Consider the following 25,821-nt stretch of genomic DNA (forward strand, 5'->3'; position numbering starts at 1 on the left):
GGGCAGGGAAGGGAAGACCTCCCCGCCCGCCGTCACCACCCGGCCGTCCCACCTCGGCGGCCGTCTTCCCTCTTCGATCCTGTTCCGCTCCCGGTCCTGTTCCGCCTTCTATCCGATTCCCTCTTCGATCCTGTTCGCTCGTCGCACAGCGCCACTCGCTCTGCCCAGCCAGCACCCCCAGCCAGGGAGGCAGCCCGTGTCAGCATCCGCCGTTCGTACCGGAGTCTGGTTCATCGGAGCACGCGGTTCCGTCGCCACCACCGCCACGGCGGGGTGCGCGGCGGTCGCGGCAGGGCTCCACCCGGCGGCCGGCATGGTCACCGAGACCACGCCGTTCGCCGACAGCGGGCTGCCCACCCTCACCTCACTGGTCTTCGGCGGACACGACACCGTCGGCTGCCCCCTGCCCAAACGCGCCGAGGCCCTGGCCGCCGGGGGAGTGCTGCCGCACGGACTGCCCCGGGCCGTGCGCTCCGAACTCGCCGCCGCCGACGCGGAGATACGGCCCGGCGGGCCACTGCCCGGCGACACCCGCAGCGACGAGGAACTCATCACCGCCTTCGCCGCCGACCTCGTCGACTTCGGGCGCCGCAACGGTCTGACCAGGACGGTCGTGGTCAACGTCGCCTCCACGGAACCCGCCCCCGCCCCCGGCGACCCGCGTTTGGCCGTCAGCTCGCTCTATGCCGCGGCGGCGCTCCGGGCCGGCTGCCCGTACGTCAACTTCACCCCGTCCACCGGGCTGCGCACCCCCGCGCTCCAGGACGCCGCCGCGGGCTGCGGACTTCCTCACGCGGGCCGCGACGGCAAGACCGGCCAGACGCTGCTCCGCTCCGTACTCGCCCCGATGTTCGTGCAACGCGCCCTGCCCGTACGGGCCTGGTCGGGTACCAACCTGCTGGGCGGCGGGGACGGAGCGGCGCTGGCCGACCCGGGCGCGGCCGCGGCCAAGAACGCCGGCAAGGAACGCGTCCTCGCCGACACGCTGGGATCGGCGCCCGAGGGCGAGGTCCACATCGACGACGTACCGGCCCTCGGCGACTGGAAGACGGCGTGGGACCACATCGCGTTCGACGGATTCCTCGGTGCGCGCATGGTGCTCCAGACCACCTGGCAGGGGTGCGACTCCGCACTGGCCGCACCCCTGGTCCTGGACCTGGCGAGACTGGTCGCCCGCGCCCACGAGAAGGGACTGACCGGCCCCTTGCCCCAGCTCGGCTTCTACTTCAAGGACCCGGACGGCGGCCCGGCCGCACTCTTCGAGCAGTACGGAGAGCTGCTGGCCTTCGCCGACACCCTGCGGGGGGCGAAGTGACGCTACGGGCCTGGGCGGAACTGCTGCGGGTGTCGGCGCTGTTCACCGTCCCCGGCGACGCGCTCGCCGGAGCGGCAACGAGAGGCCTGCGCCCCGACCGGGGCACCGCGCTCGCCGTCGGCGCCTCGCTCTGCCTGTACGAGGCGGGGATGGCCCTCAACGACTGGGCCGACCGTGACGAGGACGCCATCGACCGCCCGCACCGGCCGATCCCCTCGGGACGGATCGCCCCCGGCGCGGCCCTCGCGGCGGCCGGCGCGCTGACGGCCGCGGGCCTGGGCCTCGCCGCCCGGGCCGGCCGCCCGGCCCTCGCGGTCGCCGCGGGGCTGGCGGCGACGGTCTGGGCGTACGACCTCCGTCTCAAACACACCCCGGCGGGACCGGCGGCGATGGCGGCGGCGCGAGGACTGGATCTCCTGCTCGGCGCCGCAGCCACGGGGGCCGCGAAGAGACCGACGGGTTCGGGCTCGGGCCCGGCTCCTGGTGCGGCTGCGCGCGGCGGCAACCGCGGGGGCATGCGGAGCGCCCTCCCGGCCGCCGGACTGCTCGGCGCGCACACCTACGCCGTCACCGCCGTCTCCCGGCACGAGGCGCAGGGTGGATCCACCGCCGTCCCCCTCGCCGCGCTCGCGGCCGTCACCGCGCTGGGCGCCGCGGCCCTGCGTGAGCCCGGGGGCGCGCTCCCGGAACCGGGAGGGTCCGAGGGCACGCCCCCGCACGGGCCTCACGGCCGGACGCGGACGGCGCACCTCTCGCACCGGCCCCGGGCCACCCTGGCGTCCACCACCACCCCCCGCCTCCTCCTCACCGCGCTCACCGGCAGCTACTTCCGTACCGCCGCCGGGCCCCTCCTCCACGCCGCCCTCAACCCGTCCCCGCCGCTCACCCAGCGCGCCGTCGGCGGTGGCATCCGGGCGATGATCCCGCTCCAGGCCGCCCTGGCCGCCCGCGCCGGAGCAGCCGGAACCGGGTACGCCGTCATGGGGCTCGTCCCGCTGGCCCGCGCCCTCGCCCGGAAGGTGAGCCCCACATGACGATCCGCCTCGGCTACGGCACCAACGGACTCACCGACCTCCGCCTCGACGACGCCCTCGGCCTCCTGGCCGACCTCGGGTATGACGGGGTCGGCCTGACTCTCGACCACATGCACCTCGACCCCCTCGCGCCGGACCTCCACGCCCGCACCCACCGGGTGGCGTCCAGGCTCCAGGAGCTGGGCCTCGGCGTCACCGTCGAGACCGGGGCCCGGTACATCCTCGACCCCCGCCGCAAGCACGGCCCGTCCCTCCTCGACCCGGACCCCGAGGCCCGCGCCGCCCGCACCCGGCTGCTCGTCCGGGCCGTCGGTATCGCCGCCGACCTCGGCGCCCACGCCGTGCACTGCTTCAGCGGCATCACCCCACCGGACACCACCCCCGACACCGCCTGGCAGCGGCTCGTCGACTCCCTCGACCCCGTCCTGGACGCCGCCGACCGCTCCGGCATCCCCCTGGCCATCGAACCCGAGCCCGGACACCTCCTCGCCGATCTCGCCGACTTCCACCACCTGCGCGTCCTCAGCGGCGATCCACCACCGCTCGGACTCACCCTCGACATCGGCCACTGCCAATGCCTGGAGCCCGCGCCGCCCGCCGACTGCGTCCGCGACGCCGCCCCCTGGCTGCGGCACGTCCAGATCGAGGACATGCGCAGGGGCGTCCACGAACACCTCCCGTTCGGCGACGGCGAGATCGACTTCCCGCCCGTACTCGAAGCGCTCGACGCCCTCTCGGACACCGGCTACCGCGGTCTGACCGTCGTCGAGCTGCCCCGTCACTCCCACGCCGGACCCGAACTCGCCCGCACCTCCATCGAGTTCCTCCGCAAGCACGGCCCGTCAGGACGCTGAAACCGCGAAGGGAGCGACGACGCCATGCCGATGAACCCGACGACCACCCGGCTGCTGACCCGCAAGGAACTCGAAGCCCGGCTCGGCGGAGCCGCACGCGCCTGGCTCGACGAGGCCCTCGCCGAGGCCGAACACGCCGCCTCCCGCGAAGACACCGAACAGCGGCCCGGCGGCCCGTACGCCGTACCGTCGTGGGAGCTGCGGTACGCGGCCGCCGGCCGGCACTGCGGACTCGAACACGCCGACTCCGTACGTGCCCTGCTGCTCATCGAGGCCCGCGCCGCACTGTCTGCCCTCACCAGGCTCTACGAGCAGGGCACCGCCGCCGAACGGCGCGCCGTCCTGCTCACTCTGCACCGGCTGGACCTCGGCCCCACCGCCCTTCCGCTCGTCGAGGACGCCTTGCGCACCAATGACACCCGGCTCGTCGCCGCGGCCGTCGGACCGTACGCGGCCGCCCATCTCGATGCGCACAACTGGCGCCACGCCATTCTCAAATGCCTCTTCACCGGTGTCCCCGTCGAGACCGTCGACCAACTGGCCCGGCGCTCGCGCGGCGACGCGGAACTCGCCCGCATGCTCGGTGACTTCGCGGCCGAACGTATCGCCGCGGGCCGCAGCGTTCCCGCCGGTCTCACCCGCGTCCTCGCCCTCACCACCCCTGGCCCCGCGGCCCCCACGGAGGAGTCCTGATGCGCATCTTCGACCCCCACATCCATATGACCTCCCGCACCACGGACGACTACCAGGCGATGTACGACGCGGGCGTCCGCGCCCTCGTGGAACCCTCCTTCTGGCTCGGCCAGCCCCGCACCTCGCCCGCCAGCTTCTTCGACTACTTCGACGCCCTGCTCGGCTGGGAACCCTTCCGCGCCGCCCAGTACGGCATAGCCCACCACTGCACGCTCGCCCTCAACCCCAAAGAGGCGAACGACCCCCGCTGCACCCCCGTCCTGGACGCCCTGCCCCGCTACCTCGTCAAGGACTCCGTCGTCGCCGTCGGCGAGATCGGCTACGACTCCATGACCCCGGCCGAGGACACCGCCCTGGCCGCCCAGCTCCAGCTCGCCGCCGACCACGGCCTGCCCGCTCTCGTCCACACCCCGCACCGCGACAAGCTCGCCGGTCTGCACCGCACCCTCGACGTCATCCGTGAATCGCACCTCCCCCCGGAGCTGGTCCTGCTCGATCACCTCAATGAGACGACCGTAAAGGACGCCACTGACAGCGGCTGCTGGGCCGGCTTCTCCATCTACCCCGACACCAAGATGGACGAGGACCGCATGATCGCGATCCTCAAGAGCCACGGCACCGGGAAGGTCCTGGTCAACTCGGCCGCCGACTGGGGCAGGAGCGACCCGCTCAAGACCCGCAAGGTGGGCGACGCGATGCTCGCCGCCGGATTCGGCGAGGACGACGTCGACCAGGTGCTCTGGCGCAACCCCGTCGCCTTCTACGGCCAGAGCGGCCGTCTCCAGCTCGACACCGCCGCACCGCAACCACTCCACGAGGGCAACTCCATCCTGCGCGGAGGGGAGTGAGGCGATGCGCTTCCGCCACCCCGACGGCTCCACCGTCCACCTCGCGTACTGCACCAACGTCCACCCCGCCGAGACGCTCGACGGGGTCCGGACCCAACTGCGCGACCACTGCGAACCCGTCCGCAAGCGCCTGGGCCGCGACCGGCTCGGCATCGGCCTCTGGCTCGCCAGGGACGCCGCCCGCAGCCTGATCAACGATCCCTCCCAACTGCGGTCCCTGCGCGCCGAACTGGACCGGCGCGGCCTGGAGGTCGTCACCCTCAACGGCTTCCCGTACGAGGGCTTCGGCGCCGACGAGGTCAAGTACCGGGTGTACAAACCGGACTGGACCGACCCCGAACGGCTCGCCCACACCACCGACCTCGCCCGGCTCCTCGCCGGCCTGCTCCCCGACGACGTCACCGAAGGAACCGTCTCCACCCTCCCCATAGCTTGGCGCACCCCCTTCGACACGGACGCCGAAGCCGCCGCTCTCGCACACACCGCGCTCACCACCCTCGCGGAACGCCTCGACGCGCTGGCCGAGCTCACCGGCAAGTCCATCCGTATCGGCCTCGAACCCGAGCCGGGCTGCACCGTCGAGACCACCGCCGACGCCATCGCACCCCTCACCGCCGTCGGACACCCGCGCATCGGCATCTGCATCGACACCTGCCACCTGGCAACCTCCTTCGAGGACCCCCACGCCGCCGTCGACGCGCTCCGCGCAGCGGGCATCCCGGTCGCCAAGGCCCAGCTCTCCGCCGCACTGCACGCCGAACACCCCCACCTCCCCGAGGTACGCGCCGCGCTCGCCGCCTTCGCCGAGCCCCGCTTCCTCCACCAGACCCGCACCAGCACCGCCGCCGGACTGCGCGGCACCGACGACCTCGCCGCGGCGCTCACCGGCCGGGCCCTGCCCGACGGCGCCCCGTGGCGCGCCCACTTCCACGTCCCCCTGCACGCACCCCCGGCACCACCCCTCACCTCCACCCTTCCCGTCCTGCGTGCCACGCTGACCCGGCTCGTCGGCGGCGCCCGGCCCCTCACCCGGCACCTGGAGGTCGAGACGTACACCTGGCAGGCATTACCGGCCGCGCTGCGCCCGCGCACCCGCACCCAGCTCGCCGACGGCATCGCCGCCGAACTCACCCTCGCCCGCGACCTCCTGGTCGACCTCGGCCTCAAGGAACTCCCATGACCGCAGCCGAGCACCCGACCGAGCGGACCACCACGGCCACCGCACCCACCGCACCCACCCCCCTCCTCGTTCTCGACGTCGTCGGCCTCACCCCACAACTCCTCGACCACATGCCCCACCTCAAGGCCCTGGGGCAGTCCGGCACCCATGCCCCCCTCGGCACCGTCCTCCCCGCCGTCACCTGCGCCGCCCAGTCCACGTTCCTCACCGGCACCACCCCTGCCGAGCACGGCATCGTCGCCAATGGCTGGTACTTCCGGGAACTCGGCGACATCCTGCTCTGGCGCCAGCACAACGGTCTGGTCGCCGGAGACAAACTCTGGGACGCCGCCCGCCGCGCCCACCCCGGCTACACCGTCGCCAACATCTGCTGGTGGTACGCGATGGGCGCCGACACCGACATCACCGTCACCCCGCGCCCCGTCTACTACGCGGACGGCCGCAAGGAACCCGACTGCTACACCCGCCCGCCCGCCCTGCACGACGAACTCACCGGGAAACTCGGCACGTTCCCCCTCTTCCACTTCTGGGGCCCCGGCGCCGATCTCGTCTCCTCCCAGTGGATCATCGACGCGACCCGGCACATCCTCGACACCCGACACCCCGACCTGGCCCTGTGCTACCTCCCGCATCTCGACTACGACCTCCAGCGCTACGGCCCCGACGACCCCCGCTCCCACCGCGCCGCAGCCGATCTCGACCGGGCCGTGGCACCCCTCCTGGACGACGCGCGCCGCGAGGGCCGCACCGTCGTCGCCCTCTCCGAATACGGGATCACCCGTGTCGACCGGCCCGTCGACATCAACCGGGCCCTGCGCCGGGCCGGCCTCCTCGAGGTCCACACCCAGGACGGCATGGAGTACCTCGACCCGATGGCATCGCGCGCCTTCGCCGTCGCCGACCACCAGATCGCCCACGTCTACGTACGCCGCCCCGAGGACCTCGAAGCGACCCGCGAAGCACTCCAGGACCTCCCGGGCATCGAGCGGCTCCTCGACGACGAGGGCAAGAAGGCCAACGGCCTGGACCACCCCCGCTCCGGCGAGCTCGTCGCTGTCGCGGACCCCGATGCCTGGTTCACGTACTACTACTGGCTCGACGACGCCCACGCGCCCGATTTCGCACAGCTCGTCGAGATCCACCGCAAACCCGGCTACGACCCCGTCGAACTCTTCCTGGACCCCCAGGACCCGTACGTCCGGGTCAAGGCGGCCACGGCGGTCGCCCGCAAGAAACTCGGCATGCGCTACCGCATGGCGGTCGTACCGCTGGACCCGTCACCTATTCGCGGCAGCCACGGCCGCCTCCCCATGAGCGACGAAGAAGGTCCGCTCATCCTGTGCTCCACCCCCCACGCGTTCAGCGGCCCCGTCCGGGCCACCGAGGTGAAGTCCTTGCTCCTCACGCTTGCCGGTCTCGCATGAGACCGGTCCGCACATGGCGTTTCGAGCATCTTCGAGAAGGAGAGAGACCGTGACCGTGTACAACGACGAATCCGCGACGGACGGCGCCCTGCGCCGCAGCCTCGGCGTCAACCGCCGCCGCTTTCTGAGCACCTGCACGGCCGCTGCGGCAGCGGCGATCGCCGCACCTGCCTTCGGCGCGTCGCCGGCCTTCGCCCAGACCGCCTCCAGCAACGGACGGGGCGTCGGCCAGGCTCTGGTCCCGGCGGACAAGCGAGGAATCATCCTCTACACCGTGCGCGACGCCACGGGCCGGGATCCGCTCAGCACGGACCTTCCCTCCGGCTTCCGCGAGGTCTTCAGGGAGCTGGCCCGCTACGGCTACCAGCAGGTCGAGTTCGCCGGGTACGGCCAGCACGCCAACGCACCCGGCGGAAGCAACCTCGAATCGGTGGAGGGCGCGAAGCTGCTGCGCTCGTGGCTGGACGACTACGGTCTGCGCGCCCAGGGCAACCACGGCTTCATCCCGTCGTCCTGGCCGCTGAACCAGAGCGACCTGGACCAGTTCAAGCGCCACCTGGAGATAGCGAACATCCTCGGCATGGAACACATGGGCACCGGTGGCGACCCCACCGGCAGCGCCTACCGTGCCGACTGGGACGTGGCCGCCGACAAGTGGAACACGCTGGGACGCATCGCCCGGAGTGCGGGCATCAAGCTGTACACCCACAACCACGACGCGGCCTACGACTTCCTGCTCGACGGCGGTCCGCTGGACGCCCAGGGCCGACCCACCCGCAGCTCCGGCATCCGCAAGCTGGAGTACTTCCTCCAGGTCACCGACCCGAAGTCCGTATGGCTGGAGATGGACATCTTCTGGGCGCACGTCGCCCAGTACAAGTTCCACACCTACACCGCGCACGACGGGTCGCAGCAGGAGAACATCTTCGACCCGGCGGAACTGGTCGGCTGCAACACCAAGCGCTACCCGCTGTTCCACGCCAAGGACGGCATCGTCAACACCACCAGCGGCCAGGGCTACGACATGGTCCCCTTCGGCACCGGGGTCATCGACTACCGCACGTTCTTCCGCCGCGTCGGGGCGAAGAACTACCACAACCCGATGGTCGAGCAGGACAACGCACCGAGCTCGACCGTCCCCGCGCAGTCCCTGAACCATGCGCGGATCGGTTACGACAACTTGGCGGCTCTGCGCAAGTAGGACCATCGGCGGCGCTGGAGGGGCGGTCCGCGCCTCACCCCGGACTCCTGGAGACCGGGGAGCGGCGCAAGCGCCCGCCCGGTGACGTCAGGCACCGTACGCTCCACGGCAGCCACCAGGAGCGTACGGTGCCTGTGGCGACAGGTCGGACGACTTCCCGGCTGATCGGCTGCGGATTCGGGGCGGTGTCCCGCACCCGCGGCCTCCCCGGCTGCCTCAGCGTCAGGGCGATGCAGGCTGCCACCCGGGGGTGGGTCGCGCTCGACACCCTGCGTGCGCGACCCGCGACGGACCGCACACGTGGCGGGGGGAAGTCCGCCGGATCGCGCCGAGGATGCCCAGCGCACCGCACTGACCACCGGAAACGCAGGTGAGAGCCACCCCGAACCCCTGGTATTGTTTTCCATGTCGCCGCGGGAAACCGGGGCCGACCACCTGGTCCGGGTGGCGGAATGGCAGACGCGCTAGCTTGAGGTGCTAGTGCCCTTTATCGGGCGTGGGGGTTCAAGTCCCCCCTCGGACACCAGGGTCAACCGACCAAATAGAGCCGGTCAAAGCGACACTTTGTCGCTTTGACCGGCTTTGTTGTTGTGGTGGACGTGATCTGGCCCTCTGCGGGTTCGCAGAGGGCCAGATGTGTTTGTGCTGTTCAGGTGGGGTGTGAGGGGTGGGGTGGGTCAGGTTCCCGGGGTGGTGTCGGGGAGGTAGCCGTTGAGGGTCCAGTTATGGGGGTTTTTGAGTTTGTGGCGGTTGGAGGGGCGGCGGCGGGCGGGTTGGCCGTTGGTCTGGAGGGTGTCGAGCCAGCCGGCGAGTTTGCGGTGGTTGGCGTGGGCGATCTGGAAGGCGAGGAGGAGGGACTGGGCGGCGATTCCGCGGATGCGGCGGGTGCGGGAGCGTTCGATGGCTTCGTGGTCCTTGGCGTAGCCGTTGAAGTGCTCGACGCGGTTGCGGAGGCGGAGGTAGTGGTGGACCCGGGGGGCGAGGCCGTGGTCGAGTTCCTGCCAGTGGCGGATGCCGATGTCGCGGGTGAAGGTGAGTGACTCGCGGCGGTAGATCTCTGGGTGTCCTGCCGGGGTGGGGGTGACGTCGATGAGGGGCAGGCGGGGGTTCCGGCCGAGACTGCGGCGTTTGACCGGGCAGGCGACGGTGGGGTGGGTGCCTGCCGCGGGGCAGAGCATCCTTTGGGCGCCGCGGTGGTCGGGGGCTTGGGGCGCAGGCGGTAGGAGGCGCGGGCGTCGATGCGGGCGCGCCAGGTGTTCTTGTCGATCTTTTTGTTGAGGAGGTCGGCGGTGGCGGTGGTGAGGGCTTCGGGGAGGTTGGGGCAGTACCAGGTACCGTCGATGAGGAGGGCGCCGGCGTGGGTGCCCTGGATGCCGAGCTGGTCGATGCGGTAGTCCCAGACGGGACGGTAGCCGAGGTCGCGGACGGGGATGTGGAAGTTCTCGGGCAGGGCGGCGTTGTAGGCGCGGTCGGCGGCGAGCCAGCCGGTGGGGTAGTTGCGGCGCCGCATGTCCCGCAGTGCGGTGATGGCGTTGCCGGCGGGGTCGTGTCCGGGTTTGTGGACGGTGAAGGCGAGTACGAGGGCGGGCAGGTGCCGGGTGTGATCGCGGGCGGCTGCCGGGGTGCCGCTGGGCGGGGTGCTGGATGTGTCGCCGGTGACGACGAGGGTGGCTTCGAAGCCGAAGAGGTAGCGCTTGGCCTTCTTCTTGGTTCTATTGCCGTGGTGGGAGTCGCGTCCCGCTTGCGGGGTGGTTGCGGGGTCGCGGTGGTTGCCTTCGCGGACGTACCAGGCGGCGTCGGGGTCGGTGGCGGTGTCCGGGCCGGTGGCGCTGACGCCGCGTGAGAAGGTCCGGATCGGGGTGGCGTCGACGGCGGCCGAGCCGTCCCAGAATTCCTCGATGACGGCTCTGGCCGGGGCGAGGGAGGCTTCGACGATGCGGTTGGTGACCTCGACGAGCAGCTGGCGGCGTGCGGCGAGCTGCTCCGGGTCGGCCTCCCGCTCCAGACGCAGGGCCTCCGCGCGCGGGAGGCGGCGCTTGGGCAGCGGGGAGGGGTCCATGACCGCTTCGGCGGCGTGGAAGGTGCGCCGCACGGCCAGGTAGGCGGACTCGAAGCCGTCGGCGTCGTCCGGCCAGGCGGGCAGGGCGAGTTGGGCACGTGCGGCGGCGGTGAGCTGCTGGGCGAGGATGTCGGCGACCTCGGCCAGGACGACGCGTCCCTGGTTGCGCCAGGAGTCCAGGGTCATGGCGATGAACAGGCCGGGCTCGGCATCCAGCTCGCCGCCCGGATCCTGGCTGAGATCGGGGACGACCACACCCGCTTCGCCGACGCCCGCGGTTTGAAGGCGTACACGGGTTCCTCGCCCGTTACCAGGGCCTCCGGTAAAAAAGTCGGCCATCACCAGGCGATGGGTGAAGAACGACCGGCTCAACCACGCCGGATACCTCTGGGGCTTCCCCTCACTCCGAGCGTCTGCCGGAGCCAACGCCCACTACCGCCGACGACACGAGCACGGCGACTGGCGCGCAGCCGCCCAGCGCAACCTCTTCAACCGCATGAGTCGGACAGCTCTACCACTGCCTCCAGCACCGAAGGCTGGTCGACGAACACACCGCGTTCCCCACCGAACTCGCCGCCGCCGCTTGACACGTTGGCATCGTGAGGTGTCTACCGCCTCGCCAGCACCCGGGTGCACGCGAAAGACCCCCTCAAAGCCGGATGTGACATCGGCGGCTCTCGGTGGACACCTACCGGCAAGACCATGCACAGTTGCTGCCACTCGGCTACGGGCCGTTGACGGCTCTCTTCAAGACGGCGGTGTGGACATCACCCATGAGGTCCTGCTGTGCCTCGGTGAGGGCGCAGAGAAAGTATGGTTTCCCGCTGACGGAAAAACTCTGACTGCCGCAGACGGTCAGGTTGCCGAAGATGTACTCCTGCGGGCCGCCCAGGGCGGCCACGACACCGGTGGCGATGCGGTTCGGCGGATACGTGCCGGCCAAACAGGAGACGTTGCCGATGTGGCCCTGCAGGCCGTTGCCGCCCCATGCGGCGCGCTGAATGGTGAAGGCCACGGGGGCCCCGTGCTGCGGGTCTGAGTTTCCCAGCATCCGGTCCGGGACGCCGTCGCGGAATTCCAGCCGTCCGTCGGGATCGATGAGTGCGTAGACACCCGCCATGAAACGCTCCGAGGCTCGGCGCCGGCAACGCTCCCCCGCCCCCTTCCAGGTGCCGACGGTCGGTGACACCCGGACCGCACAGGGGCCGGTCGGCCCCACCGCAGCCCGGTGCCACCGAGTTCTCCCGGAATCGGATGGTCTCTTTCCAGGCGGTGGGGGCTGGGAACTGCCCCCACCGCCGTACATGCCTCAGGCTTGAGCGATCTCGACATGGTGCGGCTTGACCGCTTGCGCCTTGGGCACGGTGACGGTCAGTACCCCGCCGGACAGCGCCGCCGTGACCTCTTCGGCTTTGAGGTCCGCCGGCAGCAGCGCCCGGTACTCGAAATGCCCGGTGCGCCGCGTACTGTGGCGCAGGGCGCCCTCGCGCTCACATTCTTTGTACTCCCCTGTGATGCGCAGTTCCCGGTCGCTGATCTCGACGTCGATGTCCTGACGCTCGATCCCGGGCAGCTCCGCCTCGACCACGTAGGCGTCGTCCGTCTCGTGCAGGTCGGCCAGGGGCGACCATGCCCCGGCGGAGGGCTCGGTGCCGACGGCTCCCAGGAAGCGGTTCATCCGCTCGAAGAGGTCATCGAACTCGGCGGCGGTCAGCTCGCCCCAGCCCAGAGAGGGGAACGGCCGTTCCATAAGACGGCCGGGCCTGCGGTGTACGACTGGAAGACCCATCGCGGTTCACCTCCGCATAACGACGATTCCGGTACCCCTCCATGCTGCGTGCCTGCCTATCGCCTCGCGAATCGGGCGAGAACCGATGTATCGCACGAAGGCCGCCGGAGCGATCCGGTCCTGAGGCCGGAACCTGGACTGCCGCACTCATTTCGAGCCGACCGCCGTGATGTCGCCGGTAGGCAGTTGCTCGGTGAGAGAGGCGCAGACCGTCACCTCGAAGCGCTCGTGGACCCCGGACAGGTCCCGTCGAGTACGGCCTCACGCGTGCCCGCCTGCGTAAGAAGCACCAGCGAAGGGGCGAGGATGGAGGTACGGGCGCACTCGTCGCCCACCGTTCCTCCGGGACGAGGAGGTCGGATCGTGTTCTTCATGGATCGTCGTGATGCCGGCCGGCAACTGGCCGCCCGGCTGGCGCACCTCAAGGGGGCTGAGGTGGTGGTCCTTGGCCTGCCCCGCAGAGGGGTTCCGGTCGCCGCAGAGGTCGCCGAGGCGCTGGGCGCGCCGCTGGATGTCTGCCTGGTGCGGAAGCTGGGCGTGCCCTTCCAGCCGGAGCTGGGAATGGGAGCGATCGGCGAGGGCGGGGTACGCGTGATCAACGATGACGTGGTACGTACGGCGCACATCACCCCGGATGAGCTGGCTGAGGTCGAGGCCCGTGAGCGGGAGGTGCTGGAGAGCCGTGCCCAGCGGTACCGGAGCGGGCGGGAACCGATCGGGCTGGAGGGCCGTACGGTGCTGGTGGTCGATGACGGGGTGGCCACGGGGTCGACGGCGCGCGCGGCCTGCCGGATCGCCCGCGCCCGCGGGGCTGCACGGATCGTGCTCGCCGTCCCCGTGGCACCTCACGACTGGACCGCACGGCTTGGCGAGGAGGCCGACGAACTGATATGCCTGCAAACCCCGCGGAACTTCTTCGCGGTCGGACAGTTCTACACAATCGACTTCTGTCAGGTCGACGACGATGAGGTTGTCGCCTGTCTGGAAGAGGCGGCCGCCCGCCCGGTGAGCACCCGCCGGACCGAGTCGCGTCACGCCGTGCTCGAGGATCGGGAGGTGGAGGTGCGGGCTGGTGCGGTGGTGCTGCGCGGGCAGTTGACGGTGCCCGAGGGCGCGAGCGGGGTCGTGGTGTTCGCGCACGGCAGTGGCAGCAGTCGGCACAGCCCGCGCAACCGGTTCGTGGCCGCCGGACTGAATCGGGCCGGGCTGGGCACCCTGCTGTTCGACCTGCTCACCGAGGAGGAAGAGATCGACCGGGCCAACGTGTTCGACACCGGACTGCTGGCCCGGCGTCTGGCGGACGCCACCGGCTGGTTGCTGGGACAGCCGGAGACCGAAGGGCTCGCTGTCGGGTACTTCGGCGCCAGCACCGGCGCGGCAGCCGCGTTGTGGGCGGCCGCCGAGCCGGGTGCGCGGATCGCCGCGGTCGTCTCGCGGGGCGGCAGGCCCGACCTGGCGGGGCCACGGCTGCCGGCGGTGACGGCGCCCACGCTGCTGATCGTCGGGGGCCACGACCAGTTGGTGCTCGACCTCAATCGCGAGGCACAGGCTCGGCTGCGCTGCGAGAACCGGCTCGCGGTCGTCCCCGGCGCCACCCACCTCTTCGAGGAACCCGGTGCTCTGGAGAAGGTCACCGATCTGGCCCGTGACTGGTTCACCGACCACATGACCCCGGTTCCCCACGCGGGGGCCTGAGGCTGAACGCGTGCTCCGGTCACAGGCGGGTGCTCAGGCGGGACGGGGGGCATGTGCGGCCCAGGTGTGGCCATCGGTGCAGCGGTGGCGCACGGGAGGCTGGAGGCCGTGCTTGGGAGCGCGGCCAGGTAGCTGTCCAGGTTTGACAGGTAGCGGTTGGCCGCAGGTGGCAGCGCCGCCGGCCTGAGTGCTGGGTGATGGTTGTGGCCGCAGGCGCGACCGTGTGGGCGACGGCCTCCGGCGAGGCCGCGTCGCGACGGGACAGCGTGCCTATGCGAGTCCCTCCGCGAGTGGTCCGAGGGCCAGTGCGGGCAGGAAGTTGAGCAGGGCCAGGATCAGCGCGACACCGGTGGCCAGGGTGATGAAGTTGATGCCGGAGGCGGCCAGGGTGCCTGTGGTGACGACACGTTGCTGTTGGACGGCCAGCTTTCCCGCGAGGGCGAGCACGAAGGCGATGGTCGCGTACCGGCCCAGCAGCATGGCGAGTGTCATCAGGCCGTTGTGGAAGGCGGTGGCGCCGTTGAAGCCGGCCATCGAGCTGCCATTGGTGTGGGTGTTGCTGGTGTAGGCGTAGATCAGCTCGGTGAGGCCGTGCGGCCCGGGGTTGCCCATGTCGGCTGCCCCGTCCTGGGGCAGTGCGATGGCGATCGCCGTGCAGGTCAGGATCACCGTGGGCGCGACCAGCGCGTAGAGGACGACGTAGCGCATCTCGGCGACGTCGAGTCGCTTGCGCAGGTACTCCGGGGTGCGGCCGACCATGAGGCCGCCGATGAAGACGGCGATCATGACGGCCATCAGCAGTCCGTACAGCCCGCTGCCGGTGCCGCCGGGAGCGATCTCGCCCAGCATCATGGCCACCAGCAGCACCCCGCCGCCCAGGCTGGAGAAGCTGTCGTAGGAGGCGCCGACCGCGCCGTCCGCCGTGGCGGCGGCGGAGACCCCGAAGAGGGTGCTGCCGGGGACGCCGAGGCGGGTCTCGGTGCCCTCGTAACTCCCGCCGACCGCCGCCGCCACGACGCTGTGCGTGGAGTGCTGGGCCAGCGACGCGCAGCCGATCAGCAGGCCGAACAGGATGCCGACCACCGCGAGCAGGGTCCAAGCCTGCTTCAGGCTGCCGATCATCCGGCCGTAGGTGCGGATGAAGGCGGTCGGGATCAGCAGCATCAGCACGATCTCGATCAGGTTGCTGACCGCGTTCGGGTTCTCGAACGGGTGGGCGCTGCTGGCGTTGAAGAAGCCGCCGCCGTCACCGGAGAAGAGTTTGACGGACTCCCATGAGCCGACCGGACCGCCGATCAGCGTCTGCCGGCCACCCGTCACGGTGGTGACGGTGTGCGCGCCCGCCAGGTTCTGTTCGACACCGAGGCCGATCAGCAGCAGGCCGGCGACCACGGCGAGCGGCACGAGCACGCGGAAGATGGTGCGGATCAGGTCGACCCAGAAGTTACCGAGCTCCTCGGTGCTGTGCCGGACCAGGCCCCGGATCAGGGCCAGCGCCGCGCAGATGCCGACCGCCGCCGAGGCGAAGGCCTGGACGCCGAGGCCGGCCATCACCACGAAGTGGCCGGTGCTGGTCTCGGGGACATAGTTCTGCCAGCTGGTGTTGGTGGTGAAGCTGACCGCCGTGTGGAGGGCGGTGCGCCACGGCATGCCGCCGTGACCGAGCGACCAGGGCAGGTCGGACTGCAGGGTGAGCAGTCCGAACAGCGCTGCGATGCTGAGCAGGGAGAAGGCCAGCAGTGCGAGCAGGTAGTGCTTCCAGGTCTGTTCCCGGTCAGGGTCGATGCCGCAGACCCGGTAGAGAACTCTTTCGAGCCGAAGGTGGAGTCCGCCGTCGAGTTGGCGGGCCATGTAGTCGCCGAGCGGGACGTGCAGCCCGACCACGAGGGCGATGACGAGAGTGGCCTGCATCCAGGCTGCCATGGTCAGGCCCCTTGCTTCGGGTAGGTGCGGTCGAGAGCGAGGTTGAGCTGAAGGACGTTGACGCCCGGCTCGCCGAGGATGCCCAGCGGCCGTCCGGTGGTGTAGTGGTCGACGAGTTGTCGGACGGCGTCCTCGCTTGTGTGCCGCTCGCGGGCGACGCGGGGGATCTGCAGCTGCGCGTAGGCCGGGCTGATCTGGGGGTCGAGGCCGCTGCCGCTGGCGGTCACCGCGTCCGCCGGTACGGCGGGGTGGGCCGGCGCGTTGCCGCGCACGGGCACGGCGACCGCGGCACTGTAGTCCTCGCCGGGGGTGGCGCAGACGACCGGCACGCCTTGATAGGACGCCAGGAACGGCTTGGCCGGGCATGCCTGGTTGAGGCTCACCACCTTGGTGACGGTGCCGCTGGGGCCGCCGTCGTAGTAGACGCCGAGCACCGCGCCGACGCCGTCGCTGGTGCAGTACGGGCGCGAGCCGTCCACGTGCTCCAGCTCGCCCGCGGCCTTGCTGCGCGCGCAGACCTGGGTGAGCAGGCTGGGTTTGAAAGACTTGGGATCGGCACCGGTAGCGAGGGTGTCGACGATGCTGCGCGCGCCGAGGTTGCTTGCGCCGGAGGCGGTCGGATCGTAGCCGTCGCCGCTGCCGGCGTGGGACGGCCGGGACTGGAAGTAGCCCGGCAGTGCGTTGCCCTGGCTGTCGGTGAAGGCCTGGCCGATCAGCGAGCTGCCGGCCTGGCGGGCGTCCGCGCCTGTGAGTGGGGAGCCCTGGGCGCTGTTTCGCAGCCCGGGGAGGTGCGCGAGTGCGGTCATGCCGAGCGGGTAGACCAGGCCGGTGAGCAGGATGAGTAGCAGAAGTACCCGGGCTGCGGTCGACAGTTGGGGCAGCCAGGCGATCAGTCGACTCATAGTCAGATCCTCTGCTCAGATCCCCGGAATGAATCGGACGAAGGCGGTGTCGATCAGTTTGATCGCGAGGAACGGCACGGTGATCCCGCCCAAGCCGTAGATCCAAAGGTGACGGGTGAGCAGAGCAGAGGCGCTGGTTCGCCGGTAGCGCACGCCGCGCAGGGCGAGCGGAATCAGGGCGACAATGATCGTCGCGTTGTAGATAACGGCGGACAGGACCGCGGACATCGGCGAGTGCAGGTGCATCACGTCGAGGGTGTGCAGGCTCGGGTAGGCCGCGATGAACATCGCGGGCAGGATCGCGAAGTACTTGGCGATGTCGTTGGCGATCGAGAAGGCGGTCAGCGCGCCCCGGGTGATCAGCAACTGTTTGCCGATCTCGACGATTTCGATGATTTTCGTCGGGTCGGAGTCCAGGTCGACCATGTTGCCGGCCTCCTTGGCGGCCGACGTGCCGGTGTTCATCGCGACTCCGACGTCCGCCTGGGCGAGCGCCGGCGCGTCGTTGGTGCCGTCGCCGGTCATCGCGATCAGATGTCCGCCGGCCTGTTCGCGCTTGATCAGGTCGAGCTTGTGCTCCGGGGTGGCCTCGGCGAGGAAGTCGTCCACGCCGGCCTCGGCGGCGATCGCCCGGGCCGTCATCGGATTGTCACCGGTGATCATCACGGTCCGGATGCCCATCCGGCGCAGATCGTCGAACCGCTCCTTCAGGCCTGGCTTGACCACGTCCTTCAGTTCGATGACGCCGAGCACCCGCGCGGTGCCGCTGTCGTCGCGCTCGGCGACGGCCAGCGGCGTTGCTCCGGCAGCTGACACCTGGTCGGTCGCCGTGTTCAGCACGAGCGGGACGCTGCCGCCGTGTTCCGCGACCCAGTCCGCGACCGCGGCGGTGGCGCCCTTGCGCAGTTGACGGCCGCCGGGCAGATCGATCCCGGACATCCGGGTGGTGGCGCTGAACGGAACCCAGACGGCTCCCGCGGTGTCCTGCTCTGTGACCTGGTAGCGCGCGCGGGCGTAGGTGACGATCGAACGCCCCTCGGGTGTCTCGTCCGCCAGGCTGGACAGCAACGCGGCGTCGGCGAGCCGCTGTGCCGGGATCTCACCGACCGGCCGGAACTCCGACGCCTCGCGGTTGCCGAAAGTGATGGTGCCCGTCTTGTCGAGCAGCAGGGTACTGACATCCCCTGCCGCCTCGACCGCGCGGCCGGACATGGCCAGGACGTTGCGCTGGACCATCCGGTCCATGCCGGCGATGCCGATCGCGGAGAGCAGCGCGCCGATGGTGGTCGGCATCAGACAGACCAGCAGTGATACCAGTACCAGGCCGGTGACACCGTCGGCGTTCAGCACGGCGGTGTCGTGAGCGGCGGCGTTGTAGTGCTTGGAGAAGATCGCCATCGGCTGGAGCGTGACGACCGCCATCAGAAAGATGAAGGTCAGCATCACCAGCAACAGGGTCAGGGCCAGTTCGCCCGGGGTTTTCTGGCGGTTCGCGCCCTCGACCAGCAGGATCATCCGGTCCAGGAAGCTCTCACCGGGCTGCTGGGTGATCCGCACGACCACCTGGTCGGAGAGCACGACGGTACCGCCGGTTACCGCGCAGCGGTCGCCGCCCGCCTCGCGGATGACGGGCGCCGACTCGCCGGTGATCGCCGACTCGTCCACGCTCGCTCCGCCCTCGACCACGTCCCCGTCGCCGGGGATCACCTGCCCGGCCGCGACGGCGACGAAATCACCACGCTGTAGTCGAGTGGCCGCCACCTCCTCTTCGCGGTATGAGGTTTCCGGCGTGCCGTGCTCCCAGCCGATCAGACGGCGTGCGGCGGTCAGCTTCCGGGCGCGGCGCAGCGTGTCGGCATGCGCCTTCCCCCGGCTCTCGGCCACCGCCTCGGCGAGGTTGGCGAAGACCACCGTCAACCAGAGCCAACCGGCGATCAGAAACCCGAACACGCTGGGGTGAGCGATGGCGATCACACTGGTGAGCGTGGCGCCGACCTCGGTGACGAACATGACCGGGTTGCGCACGAGAGTGACCGGGTTGAGCTTGCGCAGCGCCTCCGGTAGCGCGAGGAGGAGTTGCTTCGGGTCCATCACCCCGGCGCCCACCTTGCCGGGGCCGGTGGGAGCGGGCGGCCCCGGGGTCACCTCGACGGCCGGCCCGGCCGGAACAGCGGACGGCATCAGAACTTCTCCGGGAAAATCAGAGCCACAACGAGGTAGGCCACCAGGGCTGCTGCGACTGCCAAGCCGGCGGCGTTCTCGACACTCATGGTCTCCCGCTCCTTCAGTGAGCGTGTTTCATCTTGAAATTGCAGGTCCCGGGGCTGGCATGAGTCGAGATTGGGATGCTCGTGCCGGTCGTGGGTGTGGTGATCGGTAGGAGTTGATCGTCCGTCAGTGGTGGACCTCGCCGTTCGTCAGTGCGAGGAGAGCCCGCAGAAGCGTGGTCGCGTGTCGGGCGTTCATGCGGGCCTTGGTGAGGATCCGCCAGTTCTTCAGGTCGGCGACGCCGTGCTCGTTCGCCGCTCGCTCGCGGCTGACCAACCGGTTCGCTTCCTTCTGGGCGCCGGTGAGCGGATGGCCGCGGGTCGCCCGGCGGCCGGTGACGATGACCGGGTCGTCGGGGTCGTCGTCCAGGTTGCCGAAGCCGAGATCGGCGGCTCCTGTTCTCCTCTCGGATCGTTCTTCGGAGGCTGGTGCGTGCCGCGGCCAGGTCTGCCTTGAAGCTCGTCGCACGCCTCAGTGATATCGCGCGTCGTTCAGGAAGCCACCGGGGCTACTTGTGTCGGCTGCGGCTGCGGCTGTGCAGTGGCAGAGCGGCAAGCGCGAGCAGAATGGCAAGTCCGAGCAGCACGATCGCCTCGGGCACGGGTTGCTTGGCGCGCCAGAGCTGGACTGGCAACCCGATCCAGGGCACGCGCAATCGTGCTACGCCCTGGACTGCCGTGGGCCGTACCGGGGTGGAGTCCGGTGCGGAGTTGGCGTCACCTTTGGTGATCAGGTCGTTGTTGGGAAGTACCTGGTAGACCCGATGGGTGACGAGGCGGCTGGGTCGGGTCGGGTCCTGGGCCAGCACGATTTGGCCCACCGCCGGTGTGCGGTCATGCGGTGGTGGCTGGTAGAGAACGACATCGCCCGGCATAAGGGCGGGACGCATGGAGCCGGACTGCACCACGCCCGCTGTCCAGCCGAGCGCCACCACGGGCAAGTGGGCCCACACCAGCAGCCCAACCATCGAGCCGAGCACGGTACGTGAGATGACCGAGGTGACCACGCGGATCGGATGCGGGGCACCCTTGGCCGCGGGTTGGCGGAGCGCGCTGACGGCCAGGTCACTTGGGAGAGTCACTCGTGTTCCCGCGCTTCCCAGGTGAAGGACGCCTCGTTAGTGTCCACGCTTTGCGAGCTGTTGGGTGCACTCCGGCTGAACTCCCACGCGAAGCGGAAGCTCAGCGAGTTGGGTGGCTTGCCGGGCAGGGTCCAGGGACCCACGCCGGTGCGGAAGTCGGTGTACAGGGCGATGAACTCGTCCAGGGTGCCGTCGAACGCAGTCTTGTGCGGAGTGAAGCCGTTGCAGTCGCCGAAGGTGCCGCCGCTGCCCACCTCAATTTTGAGGTTGATGAAGGATTGGAAGTTGCTTGGCCAGTTCGGTGAGTTGCTGTACAGCTTGAGCGCAGTGGGGAAGCCGGCGTTCGACTTGATCCTGATGCAGTTGGAGCCTGTGTCGCCAGGCCGCATGTTGTCGATGCGGAACATGGGCACCTTGCTGTCGTTAGCCAGCCCCAGCGAGCCAGACTCCCACGTGTTGCCGCTGTTGCTGCTGGTCCCACTCCAGTCGGCGTTGGTCGCACCCCAGACCAGAGCACCGCTGAGCAATAACCCGAGCGGAACGGGCACTACCTGCGCCAGCACGCTCAGCCAGGGACGCGCCATCGCCCACTCCGTTCAATTCCGTCGCAACTGCAGCATATTGTCTCCCCCTGTCTTGCCTGCGGCGGTGCCGCTCCGTGTCGCAATCCGGATCTGATGGAGGCCCGATTCCCCGAGGAGGGTCGAAGACCGGAAACGAAGCGTCCGTCACCGCGCCAGGTCGGCGGCGATCCGTGGCGTCGGCGCTACCGGCCCGCACAGGTGGTGACTTTCGCTGGCGGCACGGACGCCAGGCCACTGATCGAGGCCAGGACTTTGCCTTGCTCATAAGCGGAACAGGGTCAGGCTGCGGATCCGCCTTCCTGGACGGCATACGCCTCAGCGAGGACGACTACGTCAGCACCGGCGTACCGGAGGCACTCGGCCGCGCCTCACGATCCTTCGAGGACTACGTACGGACGCCGGCGCCCACGGCGGTCTGGAACCCCTGACCCCTTGGGCAAGCCCCAGCGGCTTGCCCAAGGGCGACGTCGGCGCAATATGGGAGGCCCTGAGGTGCTGCCATGCGCGGTGGAGGTCGCGTTCCTGCACAGGCCGGCCTCCTTGCCCCTGAGCCGGCCATGCCTCGGCATGCGTACGGCATCCGGAGAGCCCACACTGGCAATGAGTCATGCAATGCGGGCAGGCCAGGCCTTGGGCTCTTCGCCCTGCGCCGATCACCGAAGGAGACGGCCATGACCACTGCACGGGACATCATGCATGCCGGTGCCACTTGCATCCAGGAAAGCGAGACGCTGGAGGACGCAGCGCGCAGGATGAAAGAGCTGGACATCGGAGCCCTCCCGATCTGCGGGCCGGACGATCGTCTCCACGGGATCATCACCGACCGTGACATCGTGGTGCAGTGCCTCGCCAAGGGCAAGGACCCTCGGACCAGGACCGCAGGCCAGCTCGAGCGAGGCAAGCCGATCACGATTGACGCCACCGCCGACAGCGACCGAATCCTCCGGACCATGGAAGAGCACAGGATCCGGCGGCTGCCCGTCGTCGAAAACCACCGCCTCGTAGGCATGATCAGCGAGTCGGACCTCTCACGCAGCCTGCCGGAGGAGCAGGTGGGCCACTTCGTCGAGACCGTCTGCGCGACCACCTGAATTCGCCGGGCGCAGTCGACACACCGAGGCTCCTCGTCGGAGCCACGATCAGTCTCCTTCCCAAGACCCTCGCCCGGCTCGCGGCCGACGCGCTCGCAGCCGGAACCGTGGTACGACGCCCTGCGCCGCACGCTGGTCGGCGTTGCGTTCCACCAGCAGACGAAAGCCGGATGGATTGAGCCACAGCGGGGCCGACCTCACCCGCACACCCTGGTGACGCGCCCCTCACAGGCGACCCGAGACAAAAGGGGACGCGGATGCCGGACGCATCGCAGCGACTGCACACGTTCCACGCACTGTTCGCCGACGGCAAGCACCGTTGAGATACGGGCTGCGGCCCGCTGGACCTGGGCGGGGTGCGGCAAATGCATGAGGAGATGTCGCAGGAAGACCTGCGGCTGCGGTTCTTCGCAGCGAACCCCCCCCGCTATGCGCGCGAGGTGACGGGCGCGTACCTGCACCCCGGTCCGCAGTGGATACTGCGCTCTTGTCGCCGTGGACGACGAGCAGAACGGCGCGCCGCCACTCTCGGCGACGACCACCAGATCCCCCTTGCGGAGTTGAAGACTTCTCGATTTCCGGTCCGACCCGGACATCGAGGACCTGCCAGACGCAGGCATCGGCGTGGTGAGAACTCGGGGCTGGACTTCGGCTCCCGTTCAATGCCCGTGCGTCCGTCCGGCCGAGGGCGACAGCAGCCCTGCCGACCGGTCGCGGCTTTCCTGTGAGGCCGGTTCTTCACGCAGTGACTCAGCAACTTCAACGATGAGATGTGCCGCGTCCGCAGTCAGGGCCAGGTTCCTTTCCAGCCATGCGGCGTCTACTCCACGGGTGTGGGTGGCCAGGACCCACGCGACATACAGGCGGTCGAGGGACGGCGTGTCCGGGGTCTCCAGGGCGGCGCGGACCGCCTCCTCGGGGAAGCCGTCCAGGGCGTGGGGGACAAACCATGAGGTGTCGACCAGCTCGGCGGTCCGGGCCTGTGGGTGTTTGAACGGCCGGAAACGGGCCCGTCGCACCCATGTGCCCACGACCAGGGCGGCGAAGGCAACGGCCAGAACGGCTGCGGCGACGCCCCTGTGGCCGGGGACCGGGACCTTCGTCCACACCGGCGGAAGAAAGGCCACTATGTGCTCGACGTGGTGAGGGTGAAGCAGGATCCACATCAATGCCTCCCGTCACATTTCCATCTCTTCTCTGCTGCGCCCTGATTCCGGTGATCGACGGTCTTCGGACCTGGGCAATCGACGCGGGTCGCGTGAGGCCGCCACCCTCCAGTGGTCGAAGCGGATCATCCGGAGCAGGTCCCTGACGGTCTTGCCGACTATCTGGCCGACGCCATGCCGGGGCCACATCCGACCGGGCCTGCTGCGGCGGCTGGGTGTGAGGGACGTGTGCTGAGGAACGGCCATCACGTCACGCCCAGGTGCGCACGCAGGGGTTGTGCGCACCAGAAGGCGTGCCATGGCGGCGCACCAGGCCGAGACCAGCAGGACCTGTGCGCGTTCGGGCAGGCCTACCCAGCGCACCCCTGTGAGCACCATGGTGATCTCCAGGACCCCGAGCAACGCGGTGGCGACGCCTGCGGCGAGGCTCCACCGGGCCGGGCGGCGTCGGCCGGCCCGGTGAAGGACCATGCCCAGCAGGAGCATGGCCAGGATCACGCCGGTGAACTCCGTCAGGCTCGACAGAGTGTGGACCTGCCGCAGCTGCTGGCCCAGGTCGGTACTGTCGGTTGCGCGGCAGGCAGGGGCGGCGGACGGGGCACAGGGCATGGGCCACAGACCGTCGGCGATTGAGGCTGCCGCGCCGACGGCCAGAGCCAGGCATCCCCACGTACGCGGGGGGCTGGCGGGCAACCGCCGGGCAAGGGCCATGGCCAGGACGAGGAGGCCGCAGCCTGCGATCATGTCGCCGGTGCGGAAGAGGAACGCGTACGGGCGGCCGGGGACGGAGAGTTCACTGATATAGGAGCTAAGCGGGTTGAGGCCCGTGCGGAAGAGGGCTTCCAACAGGAACGAGCTGTAGGTGATTGCGCCGATCATTCCCCCTATGGCGCCGAGCCGGAACATGTGGGGCCGGGCGTGGTGTTCTGACCGGTCTTCCATGGCTCACCTGCCCGGATGCGGGGGTGGGAGCAAGGGCGTGGCCGGCGGGAGGTGGGCGGCGAGCCACTCGAACGCGGCCGGGCATGCCTTGGACCATACGCTGAAGTTGTGTCCGCCTGCCGGGGATTCACCTGTGGTGATGGGAGGGTGGCCCCGGGCGACGGCTTTCAGGTGCTCAATGGCGCGTTGTGCTTCCGGGTCGGCTCGTCCCGCCACGACGTACAGGGGTACGTCGGCGTGGTGGCGGGCGGCCTGCCATTGCGGGTCGTTCCACTGCCGCACGCCGGGCCTGCCCCCGTACAGGTCCCCGGTGGAGGCGTCGGTGACCGGAGTGAAGTAACCGGACAGAGATGCGGCGGCGGCGTACCGTGCGGGGTGGTGGAAGGCGGTGTTGACAGCACAGAACCCGCCCGTGGAGTAACCCATTGTCGCCCAGCTCCTGGGTGCGGCCATGACCCGGTAACGGGCGGAAATCTGGGTTGGTACGTCCACTGCCAGGTAGGTCTCGTTGCGGCGGCCGCGCACGGCGTCCATACATTCCCCGTCATGCCCCGGATCGTTGTCCGTCGGGACGACGACGATGACGGGCGGCATGCAGCCCGCAGCGATCTCCTGGTCCAGCACGCCGGTCAGGCCCAGACGGCGTTGCCAGTTGCCGGGCCCGCCCGGGTAACCGTGAAACAGTTCGATCACAGGGAAGCGCCGGTGGACACCCACCGGTGACGCGTACGTGGCGGGGAGGTAGACCAGCGCTTCTCGGGAGATACCGGAGTCGGAACCGGCCAGACGGACGCGCTCGATCCGGCCCCGTACCAGTCCGGGAGTCGCACCGTCACTCCCGCCTGGGCAATGCGTCACGGCGACGGGAGGCAGCCGGTCGAGAAGGTCGTCGAAGGAGGCGTAGAAGCCGAACTCGCGATTGACGACATCCGCCGACACAGCAGCCCCGGTGATCATGAGCAGCAGCAGGCACCCCAGCCGCAGAACCAATGCCCAGCGTGCCGGCCAGCGGTTCCACAGCATCATGGTCACGGTGATCAACGCGATCGAGCATGCGCACAGGACGGCCAGGAAGGGCCAGCCCGTCAATTCCATGACCTCGGCCGCACGGACCGTGCCGGCGCCGGTCATGGGACCGTTGCGGCCGGATGCTGGGCCGCGTGCAGCCTTGGCACGACAGAAGGACTGCCGGCCGAGCGGAAGAATTGAAAAGCACCAGGGGCGCTTGCGACGTGATCAGGGGCGAGGCCATCCGAGTCCAACGTCTCACCCACCGAAGGAGCCGCGAGGTCAACGCCACCGTCCCGCCGTACCCGGATCTCGTGGTGGCGCTTGCCGCAGGCCTGTCCGCAGGCCGCGCTGGTCGGGCACGTAAGGTCAACGGCGATGAGACCGGGCAGCTCATACGCCAGGAGAAGCACGCAAAGCACCCTTGCGGCGTCCGCAGTGTTCAAGAAGAGCTGGCTCAACATGTCGCCGCCATTGGTCGACCTTCGTCCGACAACCCTCGATCCGCCGACTCCGGAGCCACCTCCGTTTCGGTCTGCTGTTCTTCTCGGCCGCCTGATCCTGTCGGCAGGGCCCACGCGTTCTTCGTGCAAGCACGATTGTCGGCAGCCGATTCATGCCGCTGCGCTGCGCCGGCGCGTCCGCGTATCCATATTGCCAGTGTCTGGCAGACAGAGGCGGAGGTCAGTAGGCCGGATGGCACTGGGCCAGGGACGAAAGGACCAGCTTTCTCGTGGCCCGGCTCAGCCGAGCTGGACCGCCTT

Annotated in this window: 24 protein-coding genes, 1 tRNA gene and 1 pseudogene; 13 read left to right on the forward strand and 13 right to left on the reverse strand. The window is 69.8% G+C overall.

The genetic code is table 11. The features are described from left to right. Window positions 1-196 precede the first annotated feature (196 nt). The 9 genes from OG306_RS34140 to OG306_RS34180 all read left to right on the forward strand — a co-directional run bounded on the left by OG306_RS34140 (window position 197) and on the right by OG306_RS34180 (window position 9,075). Window positions 197-1,315 (forward strand): inositol-3-phosphate synthase, encoded by a 1,119-nt coding sequence (locus OG306_RS34140; protein ID WP_327258523.1) that lies wholly within the window; start codon window positions 197-199, stop codon window positions 1,313-1,315. Then, window positions 1,312-2,349 carry an SCO3242 family prenyltransferase gene (locus OG306_RS34145; RefSeq protein ID WP_266750086.1) on the forward strand — a complete coding sequence of 346 codons (1,038 nt, stop codon included), beginning with the start codon at window positions 1,312-1,314 and terminating at the stop codon, window positions 2,347-2,349. The genes OG306_RS34140 and OG306_RS34145 overlap by 4 nt, the downstream gene beginning before the upstream one ends. Then, window positions 2,346-3,203 (forward strand): sugar phosphate isomerase/epimerase family protein, encoded by an 858-nt coding sequence (locus OG306_RS34150; RefSeq protein WP_266904822.1) that lies wholly within the window; start codon window positions 2,346-2,348, stop codon window positions 3,201-3,203. Before OG306_RS34145 ends, OG306_RS34150 begins: the two co-directional genes overlap by 4 nt. A gap of 24 nt (window positions 3,204-3,227) precedes the next feature. After that, window positions 3,228-3,896 (forward strand): EboA domain-containing protein, encoded by a 669-nt coding sequence (locus tag OG306_RS34155; RefSeq protein WP_266750089.1) that lies wholly within the window; start codon window positions 3,228-3,230, stop codon window positions 3,894-3,896. Then, window positions 3,896-4,744, forward strand: a complete 849-nt coding sequence (locus OG306_RS34160) for a TatD family hydrolase (RefSeq protein WP_266904818.1) — start codon at window positions 3,896-3,898, stop codon at window positions 4,742-4,744. The genes OG306_RS34155 and OG306_RS34160 overlap by 1 nt, the downstream gene beginning before the upstream one ends. 4 nt (window positions 4,745-4,748) lie before the next feature. Next, window positions 4,749-5,924, forward strand: coding sequence for a metabolite traffic protein EboE (gene eboE, locus OG306_RS34165; RefSeq protein ID WP_266750091.1), 1,176 nt, complete (start codon window positions 4,749-4,751; stop codon window positions 5,922-5,924). Next, the gene (locus OG306_RS34170) at window positions 5,921-7,348 is read left to right on the forward strand and encodes a nucleotide pyrophosphatase/phosphodiesterase family protein (RefSeq protein WP_266904816.1); all 1,428 of its coding nucleotides are present in this window, start codon (window positions 5,921-5,923) and stop codon (window positions 7,346-7,348) included. The genes eboE and OG306_RS34170 overlap by 4 nt, the downstream gene beginning before the upstream one ends. Window positions 7,349-7,397: 49 nt before the next feature. After that, a complete protein-coding gene (locus OG306_RS34175) occupies window positions 7,398-8,549 on the forward strand; it encodes a sugar phosphate isomerase/epimerase family protein (protein ID WP_266750094.1) in 1,152 nt (383 codons plus the stop codon). 438 nt (window positions 8,550-8,987) lie between these two features. Beyond that, window positions 8,988-9,075: transfer RNA gene (locus OG306_RS34180), tRNA-Leu, on the forward strand. A gap of 123 nt (window positions 9,076-9,198) precedes the next feature. Here the strand turns inward: OG306_RS34180 and OG306_RS34185 are convergent. Continuing rightward, the gene (locus OG306_RS34185) at window positions 9,199-10,863 is read right to left on the reverse strand and encodes a hypothetical protein (protein WP_266752759.1); all 1,665 of its coding nucleotides are present in this window, start codon (window positions 10,861-10,863) and stop codon (window positions 9,199-9,201) included. Here OG306_RS34185 and OG306_RS34190 point away from each other — a divergent pair. Beyond that, window positions 10,810-11,195: pseudogene (locus OG306_RS34190) on the forward strand (transposase); the annotation flags it as partial. The gene OG306_RS34185 and the pseudogene OG306_RS34190 overlap by 54 nt on opposite strands. 137 nt (window positions 11,196-11,332) lie before the next feature. Here the strand turns inward: OG306_RS34190 and OG306_RS34195 are convergent. Then, window positions 11,333-11,728: a hypothetical protein gene (locus OG306_RS34195; RefSeq protein ID WP_266750095.1), complete on the reverse strand. Its 396-nt coding sequence runs from the start codon at window positions 11,726-11,728 to the stop codon at window positions 11,333-11,335. A 189-nt stretch (window positions 11,729-11,917) separates the two neighbouring features. After that, window positions 11,918-12,397, reverse strand: coding sequence for an Hsp20/alpha crystallin family protein (locus OG306_RS34200; protein ID WP_266750097.1), 480 nt, complete (start codon window positions 12,395-12,397; stop codon window positions 11,918-11,920). Between the two features lie 363 nt (window positions 12,398-12,760). On the opposite strand from OG306_RS34200, the gene OG306_RS34205 reads away from it, so the two are divergent. Further along, window positions 12,761-14,092, forward strand: coding sequence for a phosphoribosyltransferase family protein (locus OG306_RS34205; protein ID WP_266904815.1), 1,332 nt, complete (start codon window positions 12,761-12,763; stop codon window positions 14,090-14,092). Between the two features lie 270 nt (window positions 14,093-14,362). Here the strand turns inward: OG306_RS34205 and kdpA are convergent, their stop codons facing one another. From kdpA to OG306_RS34240, 7 genes are all read right to left on the reverse strand, one after another. Beyond that, entirely contained in the window at window positions 14,363-16,015 is a 1,653-nt protein-coding gene (kdpA, locus tag OG306_RS34210) for a potassium-transporting ATPase subunit KdpA (RefSeq protein WP_266904814.1), read from the reverse strand. 2 nt (window positions 16,016-16,017) lie between these two features. Continuing rightward, a complete protein-coding gene (locus OG306_RS34215) occupies window positions 16,018-16,917 on the reverse strand; it encodes a potassium-transporting ATPase subunit C (protein ID WP_371666044.1) in 900 nt (299 codons plus the stop codon). Window positions 16,918-16,932: 15 nt separating this feature from the next. Then, entirely contained in the window at window positions 16,933-19,098 is a 2,166-nt protein-coding gene (gene kdpB, locus OG306_RS34220) for a potassium-transporting ATPase subunit KdpB (protein ID WP_371666045.1), read from the reverse strand. Next, window positions 19,098-19,187 carry a K(+)-transporting ATPase subunit F gene (gene kdpF / locus OG306_RS34225; protein WP_266750103.1) on the reverse strand — a complete coding sequence of 30 codons (90 nt, stop codon included), beginning with the start codon at window positions 19,185-19,187 and terminating at the stop codon, window positions 19,098-19,100. The genes kdpB and kdpF overlap by 1 nt, the downstream gene beginning before the upstream one ends. Window positions 19,188-19,311: 124 nt before the next feature. Next, window positions 19,312-19,653 carry a transposase family protein gene (locus tag OG306_RS34230; protein WP_266750104.1) on the reverse strand — a complete coding sequence of 114 codons (342 nt, stop codon included), beginning with the start codon at window positions 19,651-19,653 and terminating at the stop codon, window positions 19,312-19,314. A 40-nt stretch (window positions 19,654-19,693) separates the two neighbouring features. Beyond that, window positions 19,694-20,266, reverse strand: coding sequence for a signal peptidase I (locus OG306_RS34235; RefSeq protein WP_266750105.1), 573 nt, complete (start codon window positions 20,264-20,266; stop codon window positions 19,694-19,696). After that, complete coding sequence (locus OG306_RS34240; protein ID WP_266750107.1) at window positions 20,263-20,850, reverse strand: hypothetical protein; 588 nt, start codon at window positions 20,848-20,850, stop codon at window positions 20,263-20,265. Before OG306_RS34240 ends, OG306_RS34235 begins: the two co-directional genes overlap by 4 nt. A 257-nt stretch (window positions 20,851-21,107) precedes the next feature. On the opposite strand from OG306_RS34240, the gene OG306_RS34245 reads away from it, so the two are divergent. Together OG306_RS34245 and OG306_RS34250 are read left to right on the forward strand one after the other, a co-directional pair. Further along, window positions 21,108-21,278 (forward strand): hypothetical protein, encoded by a 171-nt coding sequence (locus tag OG306_RS34245; protein WP_266750108.1) that lies wholly within the window; start codon window positions 21,108-21,110, stop codon window positions 21,276-21,278. 243 nt (window positions 21,279-21,521) lie between these two features. After that, entirely contained in the window at window positions 21,522-21,941 is a 420-nt protein-coding gene (locus OG306_RS34250) for a CBS domain-containing protein (protein ID WP_266904810.1), read from the forward strand. Window positions 21,942-22,600: 659 nt separating this feature from the next. Here the strand turns inward: OG306_RS34250 and OG306_RS34255 are convergent. Genes OG306_RS34255 through OG306_RS34265 form a run of 3 tightly spaced genes read right to left on the reverse strand, consistent with a single transcriptional unit; the run spans window position 22,601 to window position 25,180 of the window. Beyond that, a complete protein-coding gene (locus tag OG306_RS34255; protein ID WP_266750112.1) occupies window positions 22,601-23,107 on the reverse strand; it encodes a hypothetical protein in 507 nt (168 codons plus the stop codon). Between the two features lie 12 nt (window positions 23,108-23,119). Next, window positions 23,120-24,049 (reverse strand): DUF998 domain-containing protein, encoded by a 930-nt coding sequence (locus tag OG306_RS34260; RefSeq protein ID WP_266904808.1) that lies wholly within the window; start codon window positions 24,047-24,049, stop codon window positions 23,120-23,122. Between the two features lie 3 nt (window positions 24,050-24,052). Then, window positions 24,053-25,180, reverse strand: a complete 1,128-nt coding sequence (locus OG306_RS34265; RefSeq protein WP_266750115.1) for an alpha/beta hydrolase — start codon at window positions 25,178-25,180, stop codon at window positions 24,053-24,055. Between the last annotated feature and the right edge of the window lie 641 nt (window positions 25,181-25,821).

It is taken from the genome of Streptomyces sp. NBC_01241 (assembly GCF_041435435.1).
In the GTDB taxonomy this organism is placed as follows: Bacteria; Actinomycetota; Actinomycetes; order Streptomycetales; family Streptomycetaceae; genus Streptomyces.

Excerpts from the sequence above, each read along its gene's own strand:
- OG306_RS34150 (WP_266904822.1), top strand. The coding sequence starts at position 2,346 with ATGACGATCCGCCTCGGCTACGGCACCAACGGACTCACCGACCTCCGC.
- OG306_RS34155 (WP_266750089.1), top strand. The coding sequence starts at position 3,228 with ATGCCGATGAACCCGACGACCACCCGGCTGCTGACCCGCAAGGAACTC.
- OG306_RS34160 (WP_266904818.1), top strand. The coding sequence starts at position 3,896 with ATGCGCATCTTCGACCCCCACATCCATATGACCTCCCGCACCACGGAC.
- eboE (WP_266750091.1), top strand. The coding sequence starts at position 4,749 with ATGCGCTTCCGCCACCCCGACGGCTCCACCGTCCACCTCGCGTACTGC.
- OG306_RS34170 (WP_266904816.1), top strand. The coding sequence starts at position 5,921 with ATGACCGCAGCCGAGCACCCGACCGAGCGGACCACCACGGCCACCGCA.
- OG306_RS34195 (WP_266750095.1), bottom strand. The coding sequence starts at position 11,728 with ATGGCGGGTGTCTACGCACTCATCGATCCCGACGGACGGCTGGAATTC.
- OG306_RS34200 (WP_266750097.1), bottom strand. The coding sequence starts at position 12,397 with ATGGGTCTTCCAGTCGTACACCGCAGGCCCGGCCGTCTTATGGAACGG.
- kdpA (WP_266904814.1), bottom strand. The coding sequence starts at position 16,015 with ATGGCAGCCTGGATGCAGGCCACTCTCGTCATCGCCCTCGTGGTCGGG.
- OG306_RS34215 (WP_371666044.1), bottom strand. The coding sequence starts at position 16,917 with ATGAGTCGACTGATCGCCTGGCTGCCCCAACTGTCGACCGCAGCCCGG.
- kdpB (WP_371666045.1), bottom strand. The coding sequence starts at position 19,098 with ATGCCGTCCGCTGTTCCGGCCGGGCCGGCCGTCGAGGTGACCCCGGGG.
- kdpF (WP_266750103.1), bottom strand. The coding sequence starts at position 19,187 with ATGAGTGTCGAGAACGCCGCCGGCTTGGCAGTCGCAGCAGCCCTGGTG.
- OG306_RS34240 (WP_266750107.1), bottom strand. The coding sequence starts at position 20,850 with ATGGCGCGTCCCTGGCTGAGCGTGCTGGCGCAGGTAGTGCCCGTTCCG.
- OG306_RS34250 (WP_266904810.1), top strand. The coding sequence starts at position 21,522 with ATGACCACTGCACGGGACATCATGCATGCCGGTGCCACTTGCATCCAG.
- OG306_RS34255 (WP_266750112.1), bottom strand. The coding sequence starts at position 23,107 with ATGTGGATCCTGCTTCACCCTCACCACGTCGAGCACATAGTGGCCTTT.
- OG306_RS34260 (WP_266904808.1), bottom strand. The coding sequence starts at position 24,049 with ATGGAAGACCGGTCAGAACACCACGCCCGGCCCCACATGTTCCGGCTC.
- OG306_RS34265 (WP_266750115.1), bottom strand. The coding sequence starts at position 25,180 with ATGACCGGCGCCGGCACGGTCCGTGCGGCCGAGGTCATGGAATTGACG.